Origin of the sequence: Vibrio sp. IB15 (assembly GCF_016406055.1) — a bacterium.
GTDB classification, from domain to species: Bacteria; Pseudomonadota; Gammaproteobacteria; order Enterobacterales; family Vibrionaceae; genus Vibrio; species Vibrio chagasii.
Window position 1 is genome coordinate 1 of the sequence record NZ_JAEFCE010000074.1, and the last position, 21948, is coordinate 21948.

The 21948-nt window shown below is 42.3% G+C and carries 18 protein-coding genes and 5 pseudogenes; 14 read left to right on the forward strand and 9 right to left on the reverse strand.

Going from position 1 to position 21948, the window contains the following annotated elements; all coding sequences use genetic code 11:
- Positions 1–594: 594 nt before the first annotated feature.
- Positions 595–1227 (reverse strand): annotated as a pseudogene (locus JC606_RS20385) (heme-binding beta-barrel domain-containing protein).
- Between the two features lie 394 nt (positions 1228–1621).
- Here JC606_RS20385 and JC606_RS20390 point away from each other — a divergent pair.
- Positions 1622–2041 (forward strand): VOC family protein, encoded by a 420-nt coding sequence (locus JC606_RS20390; RefSeq protein ID WP_137406765.1) that lies wholly within the window; start codon positions 1622–1624, stop codon positions 2039–2041.
- A gap of 95 nt (positions 2042–2136) precedes the next feature.
- Here JC606_RS20390 and JC606_RS20395 read toward each other — a convergent pair whose 3' ends face one another.
- Positions 2137–3036, reverse strand: a complete 900-nt coding sequence (locus JC606_RS20395) for a DMT family transporter (RefSeq protein WP_198779310.1) — start codon at positions 3034–3036, stop codon at positions 2137–2139.
- 307 nt (positions 3037–3343) lie between these two features.
- Between JC606_RS20395 and JC606_RS20400 the strand changes: the two genes are divergently transcribed.
- Positions 3344–4744, forward strand: a complete 1401-nt coding sequence (locus JC606_RS20400) for an alpha-amylase family protein (RefSeq protein WP_198779311.1) — start codon at positions 3344–3346, stop codon at positions 4742–4744.
- Positions 4745–4840: 96 nt separating this feature from the next.
- On the opposite strand, the gene JC606_RS20405 is transcribed toward JC606_RS20400, so the two are convergent.
- Positions 4841–5809, reverse strand: a complete 969-nt coding sequence (locus tag JC606_RS20405) for a LysR family transcriptional regulator (RefSeq protein ID WP_198779312.1) — start codon at positions 5807–5809, stop codon at positions 4841–4843.
- 100 nt (positions 5810–5909) lie between these two features.
- Between JC606_RS20405 and JC606_RS20410 the strand changes: the two genes are divergently transcribed.
- On the forward strand, positions 5910–7262 hold the full coding sequence (locus JC606_RS20410; RefSeq protein ID WP_198779313.1) for an MATE family efflux transporter: 1353 nt from the start codon (positions 5910–5912) through the stop codon (positions 7260–7262).
- A 141-nt stretch (positions 7263–7403) separates the two neighbouring features.
- On the opposite strand, the gene JC606_RS20415 is transcribed toward JC606_RS20410, so the two are convergent.
- Positions 7404–7841: a Spy/CpxP family protein refolding chaperone gene (locus JC606_RS20415; RefSeq protein ID WP_137406770.1), complete on the reverse strand. Its 438-nt coding sequence runs from the start codon at positions 7839–7841 to the stop codon at positions 7404–7406.
- Positions 7842–8053: 212 nt separating this feature from the next.
- On the opposite strand from JC606_RS20415, the gene JC606_RS20420 reads away from it, so the two are divergent.
- The 4 genes from JC606_RS20420 to JC606_RS20435 all read left to right on the forward strand — a co-directional run bounded on the left by JC606_RS20420 (position 8054) and on the right by JC606_RS20435 (position 11859).
- Complete coding sequence (locus JC606_RS20420; RefSeq protein ID WP_102424407.1) at positions 8054–8299, forward strand: hypothetical protein; 246 nt, start codon at positions 8054–8056, stop codon at positions 8297–8299.
- Between the two features lie 293 nt (positions 8300–8592).
- The gene (locus JC606_RS20425) at positions 8593–9597 is read left to right on the forward strand and encodes a response regulator (protein WP_032498090.1); all 1005 of its coding nucleotides are present in this window, start codon (positions 8593–8595) and stop codon (positions 9595–9597) included.
- A gap of 1 nt (position 9598) precedes the next feature.
- On the forward strand, positions 9599–10039 hold the full coding sequence (locus tag JC606_RS20430; protein WP_102424405.1) for a PAS domain-containing protein: 441 nt from the start codon (positions 9599–9601) through the stop codon (positions 10037–10039).
- 776 nt (positions 10040–10815) lie between these two features.
- Positions 10816–11859 carry a GMP reductase gene (locus JC606_RS20435; RefSeq protein WP_063523785.1) on the forward strand — a complete coding sequence of 348 codons (1044 nt, stop codon included), beginning with the start codon at positions 10816–10818 and terminating at the stop codon, positions 11857–11859.
- A gap of 122 nt (positions 11860–11981) precedes the next feature.
- On the opposite strand, the pseudogene JC606_RS23445 reads toward JC606_RS20435, so the two are convergent.
- Together JC606_RS23445 and JC606_RS20440 are read right to left on the reverse strand one after the other, a co-directional pair.
- Positions 11982–12105 (reverse strand): annotated as a pseudogene (locus JC606_RS23445) (site-specific integrase); the annotation flags it as partial.
- A gap of 172 nt (positions 12106–12277) precedes the next feature.
- Positions 12278–13428, reverse strand: a protein-coding gene (locus JC606_RS20440; RefSeq protein WP_198779314.1) for an IS3 family transposase whose coding sequence is annotated in 2 segments (ribosomal slippage) — positions 12278–13185 and positions 13185–13428 — 1152 coding nt in all. Because the reading frame shifts where the segments join, the coding sequence is not laid out codon by codon here.
- Positions 13429–13496: 68 nt separating this feature from the next.
- Between JC606_RS20440 and JC606_RS23710 the strand changes: the two genes are divergently transcribed.
- Positions 13497–13826 carry an EamA family transporter gene (locus JC606_RS23710; protein ID WP_443083686.1) on the forward strand — a complete coding sequence of 110 codons (330 nt, stop codon included), beginning with the start codon at positions 13497–13499 and terminating at the stop codon, positions 13824–13826.
- 104 nt (positions 13827–13930) lie between these two features.
- Here JC606_RS23710 and JC606_RS20450 read toward each other — a convergent pair.
- Positions 13931–14254 (reverse strand): annotated as a pseudogene (locus JC606_RS20450) (IS110 family transposase); the annotation flags it as partial.
- A 93-nt stretch (positions 14255–14347) separates the two neighbouring features.
- Between JC606_RS20450 and JC606_RS20455 the strand changes: the two are divergent.
- The 3 genes from JC606_RS20455 to JC606_RS20465 all read left to right on the forward strand — a co-directional run bounded on the left by JC606_RS20455 (position 14348) and on the right by JC606_RS20465 (position 15971).
- A complete protein-coding gene (locus JC606_RS20455) occupies positions 14348–14779 on the forward strand; it encodes a GNAT family N-acetyltransferase (protein ID WP_198779316.1) in 432 nt (143 codons plus the stop codon).
- 119 nt (positions 14780–14898) lie between these two features.
- The gene (locus JC606_RS20460; RefSeq protein ID WP_198779317.1) at positions 14899–15327 is read left to right on the forward strand and encodes an SRPBCC domain-containing protein; all 429 of its coding nucleotides are present in this window, start codon (positions 14899–14901) and stop codon (positions 15325–15327) included.
- A 179-nt stretch (positions 15328–15506) separates the two neighbouring features.
- Entirely contained in the window at positions 15507–15971 is a 465-nt protein-coding gene (locus JC606_RS20465) for a DUF2846 domain-containing protein (protein WP_198779318.1), read from the forward strand.
- A gap of 379 nt (positions 15972–16350) precedes the next feature.
- Here the strand turns inward: JC606_RS20465 and JC606_RS20470 are convergent, their stop codons facing one another.
- Positions 16351–18075: a BspA family leucine-rich repeat surface protein gene (locus JC606_RS20470; RefSeq protein ID WP_198779319.1), complete on the reverse strand. Its 1725-nt coding sequence runs from the start codon at positions 18073–18075 to the stop codon at positions 16351–16353.
- Between the two features lie 275 nt (positions 18076–18350).
- On the opposite strand from JC606_RS20470, the gene JC606_RS20475 reads away from it, so the two are divergent.
- Both JC606_RS20475 and JC606_RS20480 read left to right on the forward strand, forming a co-directional pair.
- Positions 18351–18788: a BspA family leucine-rich repeat surface protein gene (locus tag JC606_RS20475; protein ID WP_198779320.1), complete on the forward strand. Its 438-nt coding sequence runs from the start codon at positions 18351–18353 to the stop codon at positions 18786–18788.
- A gap of 26 nt (positions 18789–18814) precedes the next feature.
- Positions 18815–20230 carry a BspA family leucine-rich repeat surface protein gene (locus JC606_RS20480; protein ID WP_198779321.1) on the forward strand — a complete coding sequence of 472 codons (1416 nt, stop codon included), beginning with the start codon at positions 18815–18817 and terminating at the stop codon, positions 20228–20230.
- A 376-nt stretch (positions 20231–20606) separates the two neighbouring features.
- Here the strand turns inward: JC606_RS20480 and JC606_RS23450 are convergent.
- Positions 20607–20961 (reverse strand): annotated as a pseudogene (locus tag JC606_RS23450) (site-specific integrase); the annotation flags it as partial.
- A gap of 593 nt (positions 20962–21554) precedes the next feature.
- Between JC606_RS23450 and JC606_RS23455 the strand changes: the two are divergent.
- Positions 21555–21806, forward strand: a pseudogene (locus JC606_RS23455) (GNAT family N-acetyltransferase); the annotation flags it as partial.
- Positions 21807–21948: the final 142 nt, after the last annotated feature.

Sequence of the window (21948 nt, forward strand, 5' to 3'; positions counted from 1 at the left end):
AAAGGATCAGATCGCAGGACTCGAAAAAGGTTCAACTGATTTAGGCAACAACGCCTATTAAAGTTCCTGATGATGTAGGGAAGTTGTTATCGTTTTCAAGTACCCAATACATGAAAGTATGTTGAGGTTGAGTGTTTTTGGTGAGTAGTTATCGATTTATGTTATGCGGAGACGAATGTAAACGGAACGAAAAATAGGTTCAATAATATTGAAATAAATATTTTATATAAACATTGAAGCTTTGAGCTATATCTTAATCCTAGATTGTTAAACTAATCTAAATATCAATATTAATGTTGCTCTTCACTATAGTTAATTAACTATTTTGTTAAATATCTCATCTAATGTAGCTTTATCTAATTTAGGGTAATGGTTCGCATTAAATGACATAATATTTATTTTACATTCTATTTATTTCAATCAGCCACTACTAACTTTTTCGTGGAATATTAATTATTGCCTCTAGTGGTAAAAGGATAAGAAAGAGGGTGATAATCTATTGAGGTAAAAAGGGAGAATAGCTGTTTAGATAGTGATAACTATAGTCGCAATTAACGCCTTTCACTTCGTTGTGAAAGGCGTTTGTATTTGAGTCTACTTCACTTTAATTAGTGTACTTGAATCGGTGTGTGCGAAGGCTTTGTTGTAGATCTCCAAACCTGTGGTTTGAGAGTAAGTCAGCGTGTCGTCTGAGATGCTGATGTTCATGCTGATGTTCATGGTGAAGTCTGTGGTGGTGACGTTGTCTGTCATGTATTCAGACTTGGCGATACCGCGTTTAGAAGCGACCAAGGTCATCGTGTCGCCAGCAGGGCCTTCCGCGGTGACACATGTGGTGCGTGGCACACAGTAAGAGTTGTAGACGATCTGATTTTCTTGGTCTTAGATGAAGTAACCACGTTGATCGTGGAATTTAGAATCGTCGGCCTTTCGGAATACTTCCTGTTTATAGTAAAGCGCAACGAGATATTGGTCGCTGGCGTTGGTTGCATCAGCGGCTACTTCAAACGTCATTACTTCATAAAATGGTGTGACAGCAGGGCCTCCTGCACCCACATCAGTCCCTTCTTGACCTGGTGATACATCAATACCACCAGTTTCTACGGATTTCCAGGTACCAACTAACTTTGCTAGTGGTCCGAAATCCATACCATCGATTGTGTTGTGGTCGGCGACTGCTGGAACCGAGATTACTGCTGCAATACCCAATGCTAATACTTTTTTCACTGTAACTTCCTTATATATTTATTTGACTTAATTAACAATAAAGGTGCTGTGAAACCAGTTTATTAACCCAGATCAGTGTTGCTGGCTAATATGAAAGCGAAGTGTAAGCTGATGTATCAGTCAATAAGGGGATGTTAATACGTTTAAATATTGAATAGTAAACTGGTTTTTTATCCAAATTTGAGGGAATCTAGTAGGTTTGTTGGCGTCTTAAGGTTGAGGTCAGTTATCAGGTTTGAGGTCGTCTAAACTTAAAGTTTGTACTTCAGAAACGATAATTATCTGGGCTCTAAAAACGTTCTCTAAATAAATGCAAATTAACGCTTTACCTCAACTTAACTTGAGGTATTAGGATATGCAACGTTGCTTACGAGAATACTTTAAGGAGAGAAGAATGATCCAACTTGAACATGTAAATTTAGTCGTTAAAGACATCCCAGAAATGCTGACTTTCTACAAAGCGGCGTTCCCTCATTGGTATGTTCGTGATGAAGGAAAGGGCGAATGGTCAGGTAAGCCACGTAACTGGTTACACTTCGGAGATGAGTATCAGTATATCGCAATGAGTGATCATGGTGAGGGGGAGAATCGAGATTTAGATGGCCACTCTGTTGGTCTAGCACACTTCGCCTATGTGACTCATGATATTGAAAGCGTGACCCAACGCCTAATTGATGCGGGTTTCCCTATTGCCAAACCTGGCGCTGAAGAACCTTATCGAAAAAATGTCTACTTTGTAGATCCAGCTGGCTTTGAAATCGAGTTCGTTGAATATCTGAGTGATGATCCTAAGCTGAGAAATGCTACAAGTTAGCAGAATCGTTAGGTAGGAAAACTGAAAAAGGCATTTTGGAACACTCCGCAATGCCTTTTTAGATTGATTAGCTAATTGTTCTTTCGCTCGATGTTCTACTTAGCTTTGAACGGGACCAATAGCTGCTTTCCAAACACATTAATAAGTGCGCCAGTCACAATCAGACCACCACCAAGATATGTCCATACTGAAGGGATCTCATTGAAGATCCATACGCCTAACAGTGCAGAGAAGACGATTTGAACATAAGAGTAAGCCGAAGCTTTTCCTGCTGCTTGAGTTTGCATTGCCTTGGTTAAACCGTATTGGCCAATTTGAGTGAATACCCCAACCAAAACCAACATCACGGTTAAGAATAGGTTTGGCATTACAAAGTCGTTCCAAATAAGCGCTGTCGATATCGGTAGAGCTACTAATGGGAAGTAGAAGATGATGACAGAGCTGTCTTCTGTTTGGCTCAGCTTTCGCACAATCACATAAGCAATTGAGCTACCAAACGCTCCAAGTAATGCCACCAGAATACTGAATAACGGCAAATCGCTGCTTACGTTACTGTTCATACTTGGTTGTACCATCACCAATAAGCCCGCTAGACAGAACGCAATGCAAATCATAGTCGATTTTTGGACACGTTCTTTGAGGAATAACACGCCAAGCAAGGCAGTAAATACGGGGTGTACGTATTGTAGAATGGTCGCTTCAGCTAACGGTAACGTGGTTACGGCGTAGTACACACACATCAGCGCTGCAGTGCCGACTGCACCCCGAACAAACAACAGTGGTTTGTTGTTACCCCAGATAGAAATGCCTTTTCGTTTTACGTCGATATAGCTAATGATCAAAGACACTAACGCCCTTGCCGCAACGATCTCAAATACAGGTATGCCATAGTTGCTGATGTATTTCACACAGGCTGACATCAGTGCGAACCCAAAAGCGGAGAGGAGCATGAATCGAACCCCAACAGGGATCATTGTAAAAGAGAAAGAAGGCATAAAAATATCAATCGGTTGAGGGAAAAGGAATCATAGCTTAGTTTAGGAGAGCCGACCAAAGCCTTTGTCTTTTTCTCGTCAACTTGATTCAATTAATTCTCATTTCTACTCTTCTACTTGGTACGGATACATCAATGTACCGCCTAACTTACATCACATTTTGCCTCACATAATATCGACTATGGCTCAGTTTTATAAAATCAACATCAACAGAAGGTGACGCTAATCCAACTCTGATTTATAGGACGTTTTAATTGTCCTTATCACTCATATCATTCCTGTGAATTTGTAATGAGAGATATGTTCTATGAAGCCAATAAATACCTTACTCATATCCACACTTGCGCTTTGCTCTTTTAGTTCAGCGACTTATGCCGATACCATTTTGCATGCATTTAACTGGAAATATTCAGATGTGACAGTTAATGCCAATCAAATTGCCGAAGCTGGTTATAAGAAAGTTCTGGTTGCTCCGGCAATGAAATCCAGTGGCACCCAATGGTGGGCGCGTTATCAACCACAAGATCTACGCACGATTGATTCTCCATTGGGGAATAAACAAGATCTAGCAGCAATGATTGCCGCGCTGAAAAGTGTCGGTGTTGATGTGTACGCGGATGTTGTACTCAACCACATGGCGAATGAAAGCTGGAAGCGAAGTGACTTGAACTACCCTGGTACAGAAGTGCTAAACGAGTATGCCAGCCGCTCAAGCTACTATGCTGACCAGACTCTTTTCGGCAACTTAGCGCAAGGTTTTGTTTCGGCTAACGATTTCCATGCTGCAGGCTGTATTACAGACTGGAACGATCCGGGACATGTTCAATACTGGCGTTTGTGTGGTGCTGATGGCGATACTGGGCTACCCGATCTCGACCCAAACAACTGGGTAGTGTCACAGCAACGTTTGTATTTGAAGGCGCTAAAAGAGATGGGTATCAAGGGCTTCCGCATTGATGCGGTGAAACACATGAGCCAGTACCAAATCGACCAAGTATTTACGCCTGAAATCACATCGAACATGCATGTGTTTGGTGAGGTGATTACCAGTGGTGGGGCAGGGAACAGTGGCTATGAGTCTTTCTTAGCCCCTTACTTCAACAACACCAACCACTCAGCGTACGATTTCCCGTTGTTTGCTTCGATTAGAGCAGCTTTTTCTATGGGCGGCGGTTTAAACCAATTGCACGATCCACAAGCTTACGGACAAGCATTGCCTGATAGCCGTGCCATTATCTTTACTATCACACATGACATTCCAACCAACGACGGCTTCCGTTACCAAATTATGGATCCGCAAGATGAGCAGCTAGCGTATGCGTATATCCTTGGTAAAGATGGCGGCACGCCGCTGATCTACAGTGATGATCTTCCTGATTCAGAAGATAAAGATAATGGTCGTTGGGGTAATGTTTGGAATAGCCAGACAATGAAAAATATGTTGAGCTTCCATAACGCGATGCAAGGCAAAACAATGACCATGATTTCAAGTGACCAGTGCACTTTGCTGTTTAAGCGTGGTAAAGAAGGGGTAGTTGGGATAAACAAATGTGGAGAAACGCGTGGTGTGACTGTTGATACTTACCAACACGAGTTCAATTGGCATGTTCAATACAAAGACGTATTAAGCAGCGCGACAGAAACTATTTCTTCTCGCTATCATACGTTTAACTTGCCACCACGCAGTGCGCGTATGTTTAAGCTTTAATGCTTATTCTATAGATCGAACAACACTGTTAAAAAGCATAAGCCGCAGCACGTTCTGTGGCTTATTCGTATCTGGGTTTAAGGTCTATCGCTCTTGTTAATCGGTAATTACACCAAACCAATGGTTCTGATGAGATAGTGCTTTCAGTAACTCGATCTCTTTTGCTGTCTCTTCCCTAAGCCATTCAATAAGGTCGTTGATAATAGGCGTGTGAGTACGTTGGTGCATGAAGTAAGTCCACGCACTGTTCTGGATCTTGGCATTCTCTGGGCAATATAAGAAACCGCGCTGCAGATCTTGTAAAACCAAAAGCAAATCTGTCACCGTGACGCCTTCACCAGATAAGCACGCACTGAGTGCCATATCCAAAGATAAGAAGCTGGTATTCCTGACGGGCTTTTTCGGTGGCGATTCAACATCGGCTAGCCATACTTTCCAATCATGATGATCTAAGGTTGGGTGCAGCCTCGGCATGGTTAAGATCGAATCGAGGTCGGTATCTTGCTTAGTCAAACCAGCAGCATTCGTTAAGCTCGTAGAGCAGACTGGCGCCATGAACTCTTCACGCAAGAAAGTGATGTCAGGCGCGTTGTCATAGCGTTTTTTGAATCGAGTGTGGAAGATCAACAGGTCGTATTCACTGCTGTTGATCGCTTCATCTTCTTCAATCACAGGAACGATCACGATCTCGTAATCTGGGTAACGCTCGTTTAATTCACGAACTTTGGAGATCAACACGCGCGTAGCGAAGCTCAAGGTTGCCTTTATCACTATGCGCTTCTGCTTCGGTTCTCTCCAAGAAGCGATAACCGATTCGATATTGCCGTAGCTTTCTCGCAAAGCGACATACAAATCATGACCTTGTACCGTTAATTCAATGGCTCGATGCTTACGAATGATCAGCGATGCGTTCAGCTCATCTTCAAGCTGTTTGATCTGACGGCTGATTGCACTCTGTGTCACGTTGAGCTCATCGGCGGAAAGTGTAAAGCTCATCAGTCTCGCTGCCGCTTCAAAGGCTTTTAAGCCATTATGTGAGGAAGGCAAACTAGGATATGGGGTCATAATTCGTTCGCATGAGTTTTTGGAATGTTAGAGTCGCAAATTTATCAATTGAACGCTAGTCACATCGATCGTATTTTGGGCGAAATTAACTGAGGCGCTCATGAAAAAAATACTGACTCTTGCATTCCCTTTGATCATTTCACAGCTGATATCCATGGCTTTAGTCCTTACTGATGTTTGGATGATGTCGCGAATCAGCGTGTCAGCCCTTGCTGCTGGTGGCTTAGGCGCGTCTATCTACTTTTTTATCTTCATTATTGCGAGCAGTACAGTTGGTTGTGTGGCAAACCTGATCGCTATTGCTTATGGTCAACGAGTCGCTCGCCCTGAATTTGGTAATAGCCAAATTAGGTTGGCTGTGAAAGGCGCAACCATGCTGGCGTTTGTACTTAGTGCACTCTTAATGACAAGCTTTTGGTTAGCACCTTTGGTGTTAGAAGCTGCCAAGCAACCACAGGAAGTGATTACCTTAGCGATGGAGTATGTGCACGCTCTAAAATGGGTGATGTTGCCTTCGCTTATTTTATTGGTGCTGCGCGGCTTAACCAGTGCGTTTGGTAATGTGCGCTCTATTCTAGTGATGTCGATTATCACTGTGATCTTAAATGTGCCAGTGAGTTACTTTCTCACGTTCCAGTTAGATATGGGCTTAACAGGCTTGGGCTTAGGTACGGCTATTGCGGCATTCATCGTAATGATTGGATACACGGTTTGGGTGTTTAAACGTGACGAATTCAAACCGTTCGCCCCTTGGCTACACACAGAAGAGTACTCCCTTAAGTTGATGAGCCCTTTGCTATTGATGGGTTTACCTATCGCGATTGCAGCGTTGCTTGAACATGGTTTGATTTATGGTGGCACCTTAATGGCAGGGACGATCAGCATAGCCTCTCTGGCGTTGCATCAAATCTTACTGCAATGCTTAAGCTTTACTTGGAACTTCAACTTCGGTTTCTCGCAAGCTGCGGCAATTTTGGTTGGCCGTGATTATGGCGCAGGCAACTATGAAGGCATCAAAAGAACTTCGATTCAAAGCTTTATATTAGTGTCAGTGTTGAGTGTCGCTTTGTCTGCCGTGTTCATCATATGGCCTGAGATGATCGCTTCTATCTTCAAGCTAGACGACGGCACAGGAGCAATGACATCGCTATTGGCCTCGGTTATCTGGGTTGTTGCACTCTGCTTTATCGTTGATGCTTGGCAGTTGTTAGCAATCAACCTGCTTAGAGGGATGAAGATTGTCTCTATGCCTACGGTGATGACGGCAATTGGTTACTGGGTGTTTGGCCTACCTGCAGCTTGGTACTTAATGCCCAAGTTTGAATTGGCCGGAATCTGGGGCGGAATTGGTGTTGGCTTGGGAGTGACAGGCATTCTGCTGCTTATTCATTTGATGGTTGTGCTTAACAAAAACAGCAAGGCTCCAAATATCGGTTGTTCTGCTTACTCTTAATTTTCTCAGTGAGATTATTACTGACAAACAAAAGCCACAGACAATACTGTGGCTTTTGTTTGTCTTATTGATTCAAGGGGGAGTGAATCAATATCAGGAATCAGGGGGCGCTATGGTTAGCTAGGTTCGACTTTTGTGTGCTCACTGTCCATCAGAGAGCGCAGACTTCATTATGGTTTTGAACTGCTCTTTTTGCTCTTCAGTTAACACGTTGTAGATGTTGTTCTTAAGACGCATCTCTTGCATCACCATCGACTTCTCGGTCGCTTGAACCGTATCAATGACCTTTTCCATCTCAGCTTCATTGAATTCAGGCTGAGTCACTAGGGCGACCTGCTTCTTCTTAAGTTCTATCGCGCTATTCATATCAATCTTTGTTCGATCAGATTGATAGTCTTCAATAAGAGATATGACTTCCGCATGTTGTTCTTCACTTAGGTTTAAAGAAGCAATAACCATTTGCAATGGGCTCACTGCTGGTTGTGGCGGTTGTTGTGGTGATGAGGCACTCACAAACGGAGCGGTAACGAGTAAAGCTGAAGCAGTTAATACACAAAGCGACTTTTTCAGTGATTTCATTGAGTTTCTCCTGTTAGTGGAAACATGAGTATAGGTAAGTAAGCTGAACTCGATATGAACATGTTGTTCAGTTTAATTTGCCGAGTTCATTGCGTTCACTTACTTGCGCTCGTCTAAGCACAGAACGACTTAGACCTTGGTCTTACAGAAACCGAGCTAAAAGGTGACTAGAATGATTTGAGTCGCTCACCGTTATATCAAGGAATATACAAATGGAAGTTGGATTGTTCTGGGCTGAGAAAGGAATGTTAGTACTTGGTGCACTGTTTGTCTTAACGAGTGTGATGCAGTATGGAAAACGCAGTAGTGATTGGAAAGGCGTGATCACTATGTTTTATAAACGTATTCCAATGAGCGTTGCAGAGTATAAGTGGTATCGCTTGGGCATTGCATTATTGGTGTTTGCGGTGATCATTCGCTTCGCGCTGCTTATTCTATGGCCGAGCTATCAGTTGTAAACCGTCGTCGTTGCGTAAGGTCATCGAAACTTAACCATCAGTATTGAGCTTTAATAAACTTCGTTGTTAAGGCTCGCACTTCATAAAATAATGCTGTTATGTTCACTAAAGATAGTTGTTATAGCCCTTGTAGCATATTGTTTTTTAGGAAAAATCACTCAAAATAATCGCTCACCTGTCCGTCTTATCATTCTTATTAATAATCGACATATAAATCTATTCACCCCGTACCTGATACCATAATGATCTGTTACACTCGTCCGAATTAGCTTTGATTTATCAGTGGTGCATTTATGTCGTTCCCAGTTCTTATATGTGATGATTCTGCGTTAGCACGGAAGCAGATGGCTCGATCACTGCCTAGTTCTCTAAATGCAGATATAACTTTTGCTGTTCATGGGCTTAATGCACTTGAAGAGCTAGCTCAAAACCAGTTCAAACTGATGTTCCTTGATCTCACCATGCCGGAATTAGATGGCTATGGCACATTGGAAGAGATGCAACGTTTAGGTGACACCACACCCGTTGTGGTTGTTTCTGGTGATATCCAACCAAAAGCGCAGCAGAAGGTCATGGACCTTGGTGCTAAAGCGTTTTTGAAAAAGCCGATTGATAAAGAAGCGTTAAAAGCGATTTTACGTGAGCATGTTGAGCCACCAAAACAGCCTCAACTTATTACGCCAGCACCGCTAGAGTTACCGATTCTGCGCCGACGTGACATCTATATGGAAGTTGCGAACGTTGCGATAGGTCGAGCAGCAGATGCATTGGCGCGCCACTTTAATGTATTCGTTCACTTACCATTGCCGAACGTGAACATCTTTGAAGTGAGCGAATTGCACATGGCACTTCGTGACTTGGCTGACAACGACCAAGTATCCGGTGTTTGCCAAGGCTTCAGTGGAGAGGGGATTGCAGGTGAAGCGTTAGTATTGCTCAGTGACTCCAGTGTGAGCGATCTTAAAAAGCTCATGAAGGTTCCGACTGAAAGTGAAGAGCTGGAAGAGTTAGAATTACTGATGGATGTGTCGAATATTCTCGTTGGCTCTTTCCTTAACGGGCTAGGGGAGCAGTCCGAGGTTCGTTTCTTCCAGAGTTCGCCGGTTCTACTAGGGCAGCACATCTCGATTGATTCTGTTATCGAAAACACGAGTGGTTCGTTCAAGAAGACCATGACCTTCGAAGTCAGCTATAACATTGATGGTACTTCTATCCGTTGTGACCTTCTGTTTATGTTTGTTGACGAGTCTCTGCCTCTTCTAGACAATAAATTGGCCTACCTAATGGAGGAGTTTTAATATGCTGAATCTTCCTGCTGAATTTGAACAGTTCCACTGGATGGTGGACATGGTTCAAAACGTCGATATGGGGCTGGTGGTCATCAATCGTGATTTTGAGGTGCAAGTTTGGAATGGTTTCATGACGCACCATAGCGGTAAGCAATCGCACGATGCGATTGGTAAATCGATCTTTGAACTGTTCCCTGAAATCCCAGAAGAGTGGTTTAGGCTTAAAACAAAACCGGTTTATGACTTAGGCTGTCGTAGCTTTATTACGTGGCAACAAAGGCCTTATCTGTTTAAGTGCCGTAACGTGAGGCCAGTAACTCAGCAAGCCGACTTTATGTATCAGAACGTCACGCTTAACCCAATGCGTTCTCCAACTGGGCAAGTGACATCCTTGTTCTTGTCGATTCAAGACGCGACTGCTGAAGCTCTGATGTCTCAGAAAAAGACTTAACGTACCTTAAGGTGAAAATTGAATCGCCTTATAAGAGCACTCTGAACACTAGTAAAAATGGCCAAGGTTAATCCCCTTGGCCATTTTGTATCTGATTTAGTAGTAATGAGTTCGGATTAAAGAAGGCGTTCTGTGTTCGTTAACTTTAGTCGAGCTGTTGTTAGGCTCTATCAACAGCGGCTTGTATTCGATGGATTTTCATAAATAAGCATATCTAACAAGCCATATTCTGTGGACTTTACCCCCGCTCATCCAAGTTTCGAACGTGTTAATCGATCTTGTCTTTATACTTTATAAATTTCAGGGCTAATGAAAGAGGGCTGAGATCGGCTCGCGAAGCGAAAAAAGTCAGAAAAAAATGAAATTATTTAAGAAAAAATGCATTTTTTGATTAAAGAAAAGTGTGATTTTTATGTGATTAAAGGGCACTTTTTTCACAAATTTGCCTTATCGAACGTTTTTTAGTCGAATTTGAAAGGAAAACGTTTGCGCAATAAACCGACAGCGTTTGCGCGAATGTGTTGTTAAGTTATTAATTACTAAGAATTTAGTCGAAAAGTAGGATCGGGGAGCTTTTACCAGATATGGAATCTTTGAGAGGATAGCACAAAAAAAAATGAAATATCAGACTTGCTGTTAGTAAATCACAGCCTATAATGCTGAAAACCGGAGCGTCTGCCAACGCTCCGGTTTTTTTGTGTCCGAAACTCAGTAAAGCGTCTGCCAACGCTTACCGAAAACGCACGACACGTAATATGATTACAGGACAAATTATCATGCGTATCGAACAAGAACTTAAGTTAGGCTTCAAAGATGTATTATTCCGCCCAAAGCGTTCTACTCTTAAAAGTCGTTCTCAAGTTGAATTAACCCGCGAGTTTACATTCAAGCATAGCGGTCGTCAATGGTCTGGTGTACCAGTAATCGCAGCGAACATGGATTCGGTAGCAAGTTTCGAAATGGCAGCGGCTCTAGCAGAGCACGGTGTAATGACTGCAGTACACAAGCACTACACAGTAGAGCAGTGGGCTGAGTTCGCAAAAACAGCAGACAAGAAAACGCTGAACAACGTATTTGTATCAACAGGTACTTCTGAAGCTGAGTTTGAGAAAACTAAGCAAATCATGGCGCTTAGCGAAGATTTCGTATTTATCTGTATTGATATCGCTAACGGCTACTCAGAGCACCTAGTTGAGTACGTACAGAAAGTACGTGCAGAGTTCCCAGACAAAGTAATCTCTGCTGGTAACGTTGTTACAGGTGATATGGTTGAAGAGCTAATCCTAGCAGGTGCAGACATCGTTAAAGTTGGAATCGGCCCAGGTTCAGTTTGTACTACACGTGTTAAAACTGGTGTAGGTTACCCTCAACTTTCTGCAATCATCGAGTGTGGCGACGCGGCTCACGGCCTTGGTGGCATGATCATCGGTGACGGTGGCTGTTCATGTGCTGGTGACGTATCTAAAGCGTTCGGTGGCGGTGCTGATTTCGTAATGCTAGGCGGTATGCTAGCAGGCCACGAAGAGTCAGGTGGTGAAGTTGTTGAGAAAGACGGCAAGCAATTCATGAAGTTCTACGGCATGTCTTCACAGTCGGCGATGGACAAGCACTCAGGTGGTGTTGCTAAGTACCGTGCAGCTGAAGGTAAAACTGTTTTACTTCCGTTCCGTGGCACCGTTCATGACACGATTTCAGACATCCTTGGTGGTGTACGTTCAACTTGTACATACGTAGGCGCAGCGAAGCTTAAAGAGCTAACTAAGCGTACGACTTTCATCCGTGTACAAGAGCAAGAGAACAACGTATTCGGTAAAGAGTAACGTTTAAAACAACTGTTTAAATCTTTAAGAATTGAGCCACTTTAAAGTGGCTCTTTTTTTACTTGAAATTTAGCAATTGCGACAAAGTGGCGACAGCCGAGCAAAAATGTTCTGGTGGCAGGCTACAGGTTTGAGAGAGGGTTATGGATAATTGCCTCAGATAGATGCTCTGGTGGCGAAGTGGGCATAGCGCATTGTCATACTGATATCGGCGTGGCCAAGAGTATCCCTTAGCAGGGCGTTATTTACTTTAATCACTGGTATAGTGATATCTGACAAATTAACTCAGGAGCTATAGTCAATGCAACTAGATACGAGTAAAAGCATGATTCGTACTGTTAAGAGAATTTGTGGGTCATATTATGCGCTTGGCGCTCTTTTAGCCATTTGATCTGCTTCAGTCAGACTGGACACTTAACTAAGCGACATTTTGTTTTTCAAAGTTCATTGGGCTTAGGTCCCCAAGAGCACTGTGCCTTCTCGTTCGATTATAATCAACCTCAATGTACTCGAAGATCGTTTGACGCATCTGCTCTCTCGTCATGATCGGTTCATATTGGATTGCTTCTACTTTCATAGAATGAAAGAAGCTCTCAACACAAGCATTATCCCAGCAATTTCCTTTCCTACTCATACTTTGCCTTAGATTATAATTACTGATGAGGTCTCGATAGTCTTTCGAACAGTACTGACTACCTCGATCGCTATGAGTAATAACCTGCTCAGGGAAACCTCGGCGAAATAAAGCCATTGATAAGGCATCGCAGACCAGTGAGGCCGTCATTCTCGTATTCATTGACCAACCAATAACTTGTCTTGAATAGAGGTCAATAATGACAGCTAAGTACAGCCAGCCTTCGCTTGTGGCCACATAGGTGATGTCTCCTGCCCATTTTTGATTTGGAGCCGTTGCGTTAAAATCTTGAGCGAGCAAGTTCGGAGCAACGGGCATTTTATGTTTACTGTCTGTTGTACACTTAAACTTGCGTGCTGCTTTCGCTACTAAATCCTGACGTTTCATACTGGCGGCAATGGTCTTAACATTATGGTTATCACCGCTCTCTGCCAGTTCTTTCTGAATACGTCTTGAGCCATCTCGTTCTTTGCTAACGTCAAAGGCTTCTTTTACTTTGATATCAAGCTTTTGGCGCTCTGTCTCACGTTGAATCGCCTTGTGGCGATTCTCAACCCAATAATAAAACCCACTTCGAGAAACTCTGAACACCTTAGCCATACGGGAAATACTGAAACTCAGCAGGTGTTCGAGCATAAATTCATAGCAATTTACTTTAGATTTTTCGCGAAGTAGGTGGCGGCCTTTTTTACGATTTCTAGCTCTTCTGCTTGCTCTGCCAACTGCCTCTTTAGCTTAGCGACTTCAACGGCCAATTCTTGTTCTCGTTGGCTAATATTAGAATTCTTCTTTGTGGCTTTTCGCCAACCGTAGATCTGAGATTCATGTAATGAGAGCTGTCTTGCGGCTGCAGCGACTCCCACTTTCTCCGCCAGCTTCAGGGTTTCTGCTTTAAATTCAGGAGAATGGATAATACGTTTCTTCTTGCTTGTCATGGTTCACCTCATTAGTGATTCTACTCACTTAACTCAGTGTCCAAAACTGCTGGTGCGGATCAGGTCAGATTGGAGCTGTTAATTGGACGGCGCACATATGCTTAGTCATGTTCTTATATTATTTGCCTTTTCTGCTCAGAATACGGCCATCGACTATAAGTTTAAGTGACTTCTCTTCTTTAATTGTCCCCGCTCTGGCTCACCTACTAACTTTACTGACATTTTATCAAGCTGCTTCGATAGGAAACGTTGCTTTTGTATCTTCGCTCAGGCGATTCTCGACTGTGTTTTCAATTTTGATTGGTTGGTATAAGTATAATGAGACTGTAACAAAGAGGCTCTGCATATCGATATTTGGGCTAATAGTGTCAGCTTTAACCATTACACTTTTCGGTTAATCGTATGACAACTATCGGGGAGTTGGTACTAGGTTGCGGATATCGCCCCTCTATGATGTATCGTTAATGTTTGAAACGCCGAACCCACAATTGTCCAAAGTGTGCTTAGTAGATGGACGCTGAACAGCTTCGTAGATAGCGACAGCATCATTAAGGTCGTTCTTTCCCTTAGTTCGATAAGGAACTACGTATTTAACGGCCATAATACGTGCGTCGTGACCCAGTTTATTGAGCGTTCTTGCCCAATAATGTGCACCACCACACGCTTCAAGGCCTATACGCATGAGTGGCATATTTGCTATTGTAGTCAGTAGTTTAGAGCGAGTTACTGACTTATGAAGTATGACCTTACCGTTTTGGTATACGGCATGAAGACTAAAGTGGTTTTTAGCTAGGTCGGTACCGCATAAAGAAGAATAATCAGACATGGTGCCTCCGATGTATTTAAGTACCACATGGTTGTGGCAGATCCTCGTCAGGGGGAATCCATGTCATTCTTTAGCCGTCAAAATGGAGAACACATGGAAGTACAATTTTTAGAGAAAAATTCTGATTATGAGTCAGTCCTAGAAGTGCTGTTACAACTTCGCCCAAATTACAACTTAGATACTTTGTCTGGTCAGATCGAGAAACAACAATCAAATGGTTACCAAGTCGTCTATGTCAAATCGCCAGAAGGCGTCCTAGCAGCAGCGGGCTTTAGCGTAGGTGAAAAGCTTGCTTGGGGTAAGCATATTTACATTGAAGACTTGGTAACTAATGCGCAATTTCGCTCGAGTGGAGTAGGTAAATTTATTATCGATTGGTTTAAAGCATATGCTTTAGAAAGCGGTTGCGAACAAATACATTTGGATTCTGGTGTTCAGCGTTTTCCAGCACATAAGTTCTATTTACGCGAAGGTTTCAAGATCGCTAGTCACCACTTTTCTATAGTTGGCGTCCAAAACGCCTAAAAAAACGTTTAAGAGTGACGCCAAACATGTACCGGTCTCGCTTCGCTCCACATTATGGCACACAGCTTGCGCACCTTGACGTGGGGTTGTGCTATTGACAAATTATAGGATTTTAGCAAGTGTATGATATAGAGAAGATAATCGAAATCAATGCTCCAAAACGCAGGGTTTTTGAGGCGTTAACGAGTTGTCATGAGATCCCCAAGTATTTCCCATTGAATGAAGTTGTAAGCACGTGGGAAGTTGGTTCTGAAGTTTTGTACAAAGGTGAAGTAAATGGCTCCCCGTTTATTGACCATGGGACAATTGAAACTCTGGAAAGGCCGAGTCTCTACTCATATCGCTACTGGAGTGATAATCACGGAACAGAGCGAACCCCGGAGAACCATTTAGTAATTAGCTATTCTCTGTCGGAAACTCCAGTTGGGACAGAATTAAAGTTAGTACAAAGTAACATTCGTTCAGAGGAACTCTATAATCTCATGAAAACGCAGGTTTGGGATTTCTTGTTGGGGTCTTTGAAGCGGCATCTCGAGGCCCACACATAGCAAACATTTAAGAGTAATTGGGTACTCATATGTTATGCGACGGCATAGGTGTTGCGTTGCTTACTCCTTAGCAAAGCGTTATTACGCTAGCTGAATCACAAATTTAAAATATATTTATCAAGCAACTCATTTTTATATAGTATGTTTGGCGCGATTTTTATAGTAGCTAGGTTAATAATATGAAAAATAAGGTAATTTTGTGCTCTGCTCTCCTTTTAGGTTTATCAGGCTGTGCTTCAGTACCTACCGCTGATTCGACAGTTTCGAATCAAGCTAAATCATTTGAAGCTCCTCAGAAAGGTAGCTCTGGTATTTACGTATATCGCGAAGATGCCTTTGTTGGAGCGGCACTTAAAAAATATGTTTATGTTGATGGCGAATGTATAGGTGAGACTGCTCCAGGTATCTTCTTCTACCATGAAGTTGAAGGTAATAAAGAGCATCAAGTTAGTACAGAATCGGAGTTTTCTGAGAATCATTTAACTATTTACACTGAAGAAGGCCGCAATTACTTCGTTAACCAATATATCAAAATGGGTGTGTTTGTTGGCGGTGCTGGCGTGGAGTTAGTCGACGAAAGCAAAGGTAAAGCTGAAGTTTCAAAAGTCGACATGGCAGTAAAAGGTAAATGTCAATCGATCTAATGCCTTAATATCAAGCTTGAACTGCAACTCCCATCAACAGCCACCCTACGGTGGCTTTTTTGTGCCCGTCGTACAGTACCATAGAAAGCACACAACCTACGGAAAATGCATTTTTTCTACACGCCTGCAGCGTTTTCGACCTTAATTTTTCGCAATTCTTTTTTCAGTGAAACCCTGTTAGAAAGCTAACAGGCGGCAGCTCTGCGGGGAGTTATCAAGTGCAATAGTTTTTTGAATAAAACAAAATGGGGATGTTCAAGCTTACTAACGTATATTTGCCCCAACTTTTGTTGAGGTCTTTCATTTTTTGTCGAGTACTAAAATAAAAACCAGCCACTGCAATACACTGCAGTGACTGGTGTCTACACAGAACCCTTAATTATTGGTTAAACTGTGGGTAATTCCCTTGCTCTAATTGGCTGTACTGGGCGAAATTAGTTGAAGATGTAACCTGGCTGACATCCCAACCGGATAGATCTTGGTTAAACTTTCTAGATGTCATAAACATCTCTTCCATATTGGTGACCTTAGATGTATCCCAGTCGCCAATGTGTTGGTTAAACTTTGAATAGTTGGCAAACATTCTGCTCATATCGGTGACCTTAGATGTATCCCAGTCGCCGATAGGTTGGTTAAACTTTGAATACCTGTCAAACATATTGCTCATATTGGTGACCTTAGCCGTATCCCAGTGACCGATAGGTTGGTTAAAGGTGCGGGCATCGCTTAACATATAGCTCATATCGGTGACCTTAGATGTATCCCAGTCGCCGATAGGTTGGTTAAAGGCATAAGCACCATAAAACATAGCGCTCATATCGGTGATATTAGATGTATCCCAGTTGCCGATAGGTTGGTCAAAGGCTTTAGCATCGTCAAACATCCAGCTCATATCGGTAACATTAGACGTATCCCAGTTGCCGATAGGTTGGTCAAAGGCTTTAGCACCGCTAAACATATTGCTCATATCGGTAACATTAGACGTATCCCAGTCGCTGATAGGTTGGTCAAAGTCAACAGCCATCTCAAACATGCGTTTCATATCAGTGATCTTAGATGTATCCCAGTCGCCAATAGGTTGGTTAAAGGCGCGGGCATACGAAAACATCGATTCTATGCTGGTGACATTAGACGTGTTCCAGTCGCCGATAGGTTGGTTAAAGGCTTCAGCTTTATAAAACATACCTCGCATACTGGTTACCTGAGACGTATCCCAGTCGCTGATAGGTTGGTTAAAGGCTTCAGTAAGAGCAAACATCTCCGACATATCGGTTACCTTAGACGTATCCCAGTTACCGATAGGTTGGTTAAAGTCTTTAGCACCGCTAAATAGACTTTTCATAGTCGTCACCTGATGGGTATCCCAATCGCTGATATCGACATTAAAGTGTGGATATTTGTGTGTCCAGTTTGCTTGGAACAAGCCTCTCATATTGGTGACATGAGAGGTACAAAAACGCACGCTATCGCTGACCAAGTCATCTTGATTTTCGGGTAGGCGGATCGTTCTATCATCAACCACGAGATAATCCATGTTTTTATATCTAAATCTTTCACCGACGTCTTTATCTAAGCAGCTTACTGTTGATTGGTGCCAACTGCTGGTGTCGTAACTGAAAGCATCTGCGCCCACAAACATATCCGTCATATCGGTGACATTGCTGGTGTTCCAAGTACTGATGTTTTGATTAAAGACGCTGGCGTTTTGGAACATGTTAGCCATATTGGTGACGTTGGATGTGTCCCAGTCACTGATGTTTTGATTAAAGGCACTGGCGTTTTGGAACATGTTAGCCATATTGGTGACGTTGGATGTATCCCAGTCACTAATGTCTGCACTAAACGTACTATTCCCTTGGAATAGGTTACTCATGTCGGTTACTTGAGAAGTACAAAAGTATAAATAGCCTTGTTGGAGAGCGTTAATTTTATCTTGCTGACCGACAATACGATCATCTGCAACCATATATAAACGTTGCTTTTCAATAAATACCGAACCTATTTCGGCATCCGGGCAAGAAACAGTATCAGCATAGGTAGAAAAGCTATTGAATAACAAAGCAGCACTCAACGCAGTGAGTGTTAAAGGGTGGGTTAAAGCCATAATTATATTTTTACCAATTTTATATTTATGAGATGGGCGCAAAATGCGCGCGGAAGGGTAACCTGTTTCATATCAAAAGTGAATAGATATTTTAAAACCATTGATTTTTGGAGTGTGTGGCCCTTGATAACTTGATTGCCATTAATCTGAGTGGTTTTTTGGGGGAGGGACTCAATTTATATAATTAGGATTATTCTCCATCTGAAAAAGTGAAGATAACCAGCGAGCTTTCTGTATCATTTCGAACTTATTTTAATTAAATCATGGTTTTAACTATGAAACTACGTTCGATTATTTCCGCCTGTGCGCTGCTGATTTGTAGCCACACCTTTGCCAGTGAACCAGAAACGGTGACCTGCGAATCAAATAAACCAGGAACCGTCATGGTTCAAGAAGATGAATTGTTTGTGGTCGTCAACGACGCACTCATTCGCAACTCAGACTACTGGCAAAACTTTCTGGATGGCAACATCCTACTCTGCACCACTCACGTGAAAGACATGAGTGACCTGTTTGCTAAAGACCAATACTTCAATCAGGACATCAGCCGTTGGGACACCTCTCGTGTAACCAATATGGACCGCATGTTCTCCGGCGCTAAGCGCTTTGACCAAGACTTAACCCACTGGGACGTCAAGCGCGTCTCACGCCATATCGACTTCGCAAAAGGCAGTGGTCTGTCTGAAGATAGCCTTCCAACTTTTACACAATAACGTCTATTCAACCCTAGGAAAATACAATGAAAAGAACCATAACCTCACTTCTCGTGGGCGCCGCTGCGCTCGCTAGCCAAACCGCATTTGCTGTAGATATCTCAGTAAAATGCCCTGACCAACCTGTTAACTCCGTGATGCTTGAAAACGGGCAAGTCTATGTGGTGGTGGATAACACCCTAATAAAAAACGAGACGTTGCTCGATAAATTAGAGCAAGGCCACATAGGATTTTGCACAACACAGGTGACGGATATGAGTAGAGTTTTTTATGACCGAGTTTCTTTTAATACAGATATTAGTGATTGGGATACATCAAATGTGACGAACATGGCTTGGATGTTTAAAGGAGCTAAATCTTTTAACCAAGACATAGGTTATTGGGATACATCGAATGTCAGAGGAATGTACGAAATGTTTAAGGGGGCTAGTACATTCAATCAAGATATAGGTTATTGGGATACATCTAAAGTGACGAATATGCGCTGGATGTTCGGAGCCACAAAATTATTTAACCAAGATATAGGTCACTGGAACACATCAAATGTGACTGATATGGGCTACATGTTTTTTGAATCAGAAGCCTTTAATCAAAATATAGGTCATTGGGATACATCGAATGTGACGGCGATGAACCATATGTTTCAGCACACCGAAGCCTTTAATCAAAATATCGGTCATTGGGATACATCAAATGTGACGAATTTGGAATATATGTTTAGTCATGCAAGTGCCTTTAATCAAAATATCGGTGGGTGGGATACATCGAATGTGACAAGCATGGAAGGCCTGTTCCTAAGAGCACAAGCATTTAATCAAGATATAGGTGCTTGGGATACATCGAATGTGACGGCTTTTAATTTTATGTTTGATGAGGCAAGCGCTTTTAACCAATATATTGGTACTTGGGACACATCCAGTGTGAAGGTTATGAAATATATGTTTGCTGGTGCAAGTGCCTTTAACCAAGATATTGGTGCCTGGGATACATCAAATGTGACGAATTTGTCTTTTATGTTTGTGGATGCAAGCGCCTTTAACCAAGATATAGGTGCCTGGGATACATCAAATGTGACGGATTTTGGTTATATGTTTAGTGGTGCAAGTGCCTTTAACCAATATATCGGTGGGTGGGATACATCGAATGTGACAAGTATGAGAGCCCTGTTCTTTAGCGCACAAGCATTTAATCAAGATATAAGTGGGTGGGACACATCGAATGTGACAAGTATGGTTAGCATGTTTTATAACGCAGGTGCCTTTAATCAAGATATAGGTGATTGGGATACATCGAATGTTGTGGGTATGAGATACATGTTTCGTGATACGAAGGCCTTTAACCAAGACTTATCTAACTGGAACGTGAGCAAGGTAACAGACCACACTGACTTTGCGAAAGACAGTGTTCTGACTGAAGAACAACTGCCGTATTTTGTAGACTAACCCTCTCATCGGTTTAACTAAACAAAAGCCAGTGTTGATGGATTCAGTGCTGGCTTTTTTTGTTGGTTGAGTCACTCTTAAAAAGTGGCGGCAAAAATGGCGGCATTCATTGTAAAAACAGCGTTATTTATGGGGATAAATTGTCTTTTTAACTATTTTTATTTACATAGGTCTCTTGGTCAAATTGTTGTCTTTTTTAATTTATTTTCGTTCCTTTAAGTTCTACGGCATGTCTTCACACTTGGCGATGGACAAGTACTCAGGTAGTGTTGATAGGTTACTGTGTGCATATAGTGAAACTGTTTTACCTAAAATTTGGCAAGTGGCGACAGCCGAGCTAAATGTTCTCAAGGCTGGTTAAAGTTTTTAACAAGAATTATAGATTAATTGCCTTAGATGAATGAGCTGGTTTTAAGAGGGCATAGCGCATTGTCATACTGATATCGGCATAACCAAGAATATCGCGCAAAACTAAAATGTTCCCTCTATTCATTATAAAGTGGCTGGTAGATTAATGTCTTAAAACGGTGGATGCTTGACCATAAAGGAGGCTTATGGCGAGTTTGTTCTTCAGGATGTAGCAGAAAGGGGCATAGCATTGATTGTATGGTCTGCCCGACGTAGGTTTACAGATCTTGTTGCAAGGCGCTTCAGAGATAGGCAAAGAGCGATCTTTTTTGTCGAGTGTTGGTGAGCGTTAGTGCATATTTGCTTGACTGAGAGCCTTTAAGGTAGCACTCGCCACTACAGCTAAAATATAAGTTGCCGAAATACGTCTTATTTATGCCGGCTTCATCGTCACACTCTTAGCAAATCTCTCCCATGCCATACCGTAAAGCTATCGAAATGAAAAGCCCACGATACATAATTATAATGAGGGTTTATACAGTTCTACCGTTTTAGAGGCCGTCTTTATGCCTTCCACAATGGGCGTATTCACCCCAGATGAGCCATAGCTTTAGGGCTATTATGCGTAAGAATTCTGTATTTTGTGAAGTGATAAAGCATAAGCTACAGAGGACGTATTGATCGTGTTGAGTGTAAATGTGTATCTTCTCTAGTATCGGTTTAATAGATAGCAAGCGATTAGCAATCAGGGGGAATAGTGAGCATCAATATCAGGAATGCAGAAATTAGTGATGCAAAGGCAATCAGTGAGTTGATCTTACCTTTAACAAACAAATATGTTTGCCCAACTTGTGATGTGTCGGTACACAGTATTTTGCTCGATTCAATGTCAGAGAAAAACATGGAAAAATATCTGTCTACAAACTATAACTATGTTGTTGCAGTAACCGAGAATAATTAAGTCGTTGGTGTAGCTGGAGTACGAGACAAGTCACATCTGTACCATCTATTCGTAGATGATGATTTTCAAGGTCATGGGCTCTCCCGTCAATTATGGGAAACTGTTAAACAAAAAGCATTAGAAAGCGGTAATAGCGGTCTATTTACGGTTAACTCTGCGGTAAATGCGGAAAGCGTATATTTGCGTTTTGGTTTTAAACGCACAGAAGGCGTTAGAAATCGCCAAGGAATGGTTGATATTCCAATGGTGTTAGAGTTTGATTGCTAAAAATTTGTTTAAGAATGATTCGCGACACTTGGTAGTTTTACTATCCGTTAGTTTCGATCTTTATGGCGTTATGCGGCGGGCGGCCCTGGAGCCTGTAATTTAAATTGTGTATCTGCTTATAATTAAGCCAGTCATGGCTAAG

Excerpts from the sequence above, each read along its gene's own strand:
- JC606_RS20390 (WP_137406765.1), top strand. The coding sequence starts at position 1,622 with ATGATCCAACTTGAACATGTAAATTTAGTCGTTAAAGACATCCCAGAA.
- JC606_RS20395 (WP_198779310.1), bottom strand. The coding sequence starts at position 3,036 with ATGCCTTCTTTCTCTTTTACAATGATCCCTGTTGGGGTTCGATTCATG.
- JC606_RS20400 (WP_198779311.1), top strand. The coding sequence starts at position 3,344 with ATGAAGCCAATAAATACCTTACTCATATCCACACTTGCGCTTTGCTCT.
- JC606_RS20405 (WP_198779312.1), bottom strand. The coding sequence starts at position 5,809 with ATGACCCCATATCCTAGTTTGCCTTCCTCACATAATGGCTTAAAAGCC.
- JC606_RS20410 (WP_198779313.1), top strand. The coding sequence starts at position 5,910 with ATGAAAAAAATACTGACTCTTGCATTCCCTTTGATCATTTCACAGCTG.
- JC606_RS20415 (WP_137406770.1), bottom strand. The coding sequence starts at position 7,841 with ATGAAATCACTGAAAAAGTCGCTTTGTGTATTAACTGCTTCAGCTTTA.
- JC606_RS20420 (WP_102424407.1), top strand. The coding sequence starts at position 8,054 with ATGGAAGTTGGATTGTTCTGGGCTGAGAAAGGAATGTTAGTACTTGGT.
- JC606_RS20425 (WP_032498090.1), top strand. The coding sequence starts at position 8,593 with ATGTCGTTCCCAGTTCTTATATGTGATGATTCTGCGTTAGCACGGAAG.
- JC606_RS20430 (WP_102424405.1), top strand. The coding sequence starts at position 9,599 with ATGCTGAATCTTCCTGCTGAATTTGAACAGTTCCACTGGATGGTGGAC.
- JC606_RS20435 (WP_063523785.1), top strand. The coding sequence starts at position 10,816 with ATGCGTATCGAACAAGAACTTAAGTTAGGCTTCAAAGATGTATTATTC.
- JC606_RS20455 (WP_198779316.1), top strand. The coding sequence starts at position 14,348 with ATGGAAGTACAATTTTTAGAGAAAAATTCTGATTATGAGTCAGTCCTA.
- JC606_RS20465 (WP_198779318.1), top strand. The coding sequence starts at position 15,507 with ATGAAAAATAAGGTAATTTTGTGCTCTGCTCTCCTTTTAGGTTTATCA.
- JC606_RS20470 (WP_198779319.1), bottom strand. The coding sequence starts at position 18,075 with ATGGCTTTAACCCACCCTTTAACACTCACTGCGTTGAGTGCTGCTTTG.
- JC606_RS20475 (WP_198779320.1), top strand. The coding sequence starts at position 18,351 with ATGAAACTACGTTCGATTATTTCCGCCTGTGCGCTGCTGATTTGTAGC.
- JC606_RS20480 (WP_198779321.1), top strand. The coding sequence starts at position 18,815 with ATGAAAAGAACCATAACCTCACTTCTCGTGGGCGCCGCTGCGCTCGCT.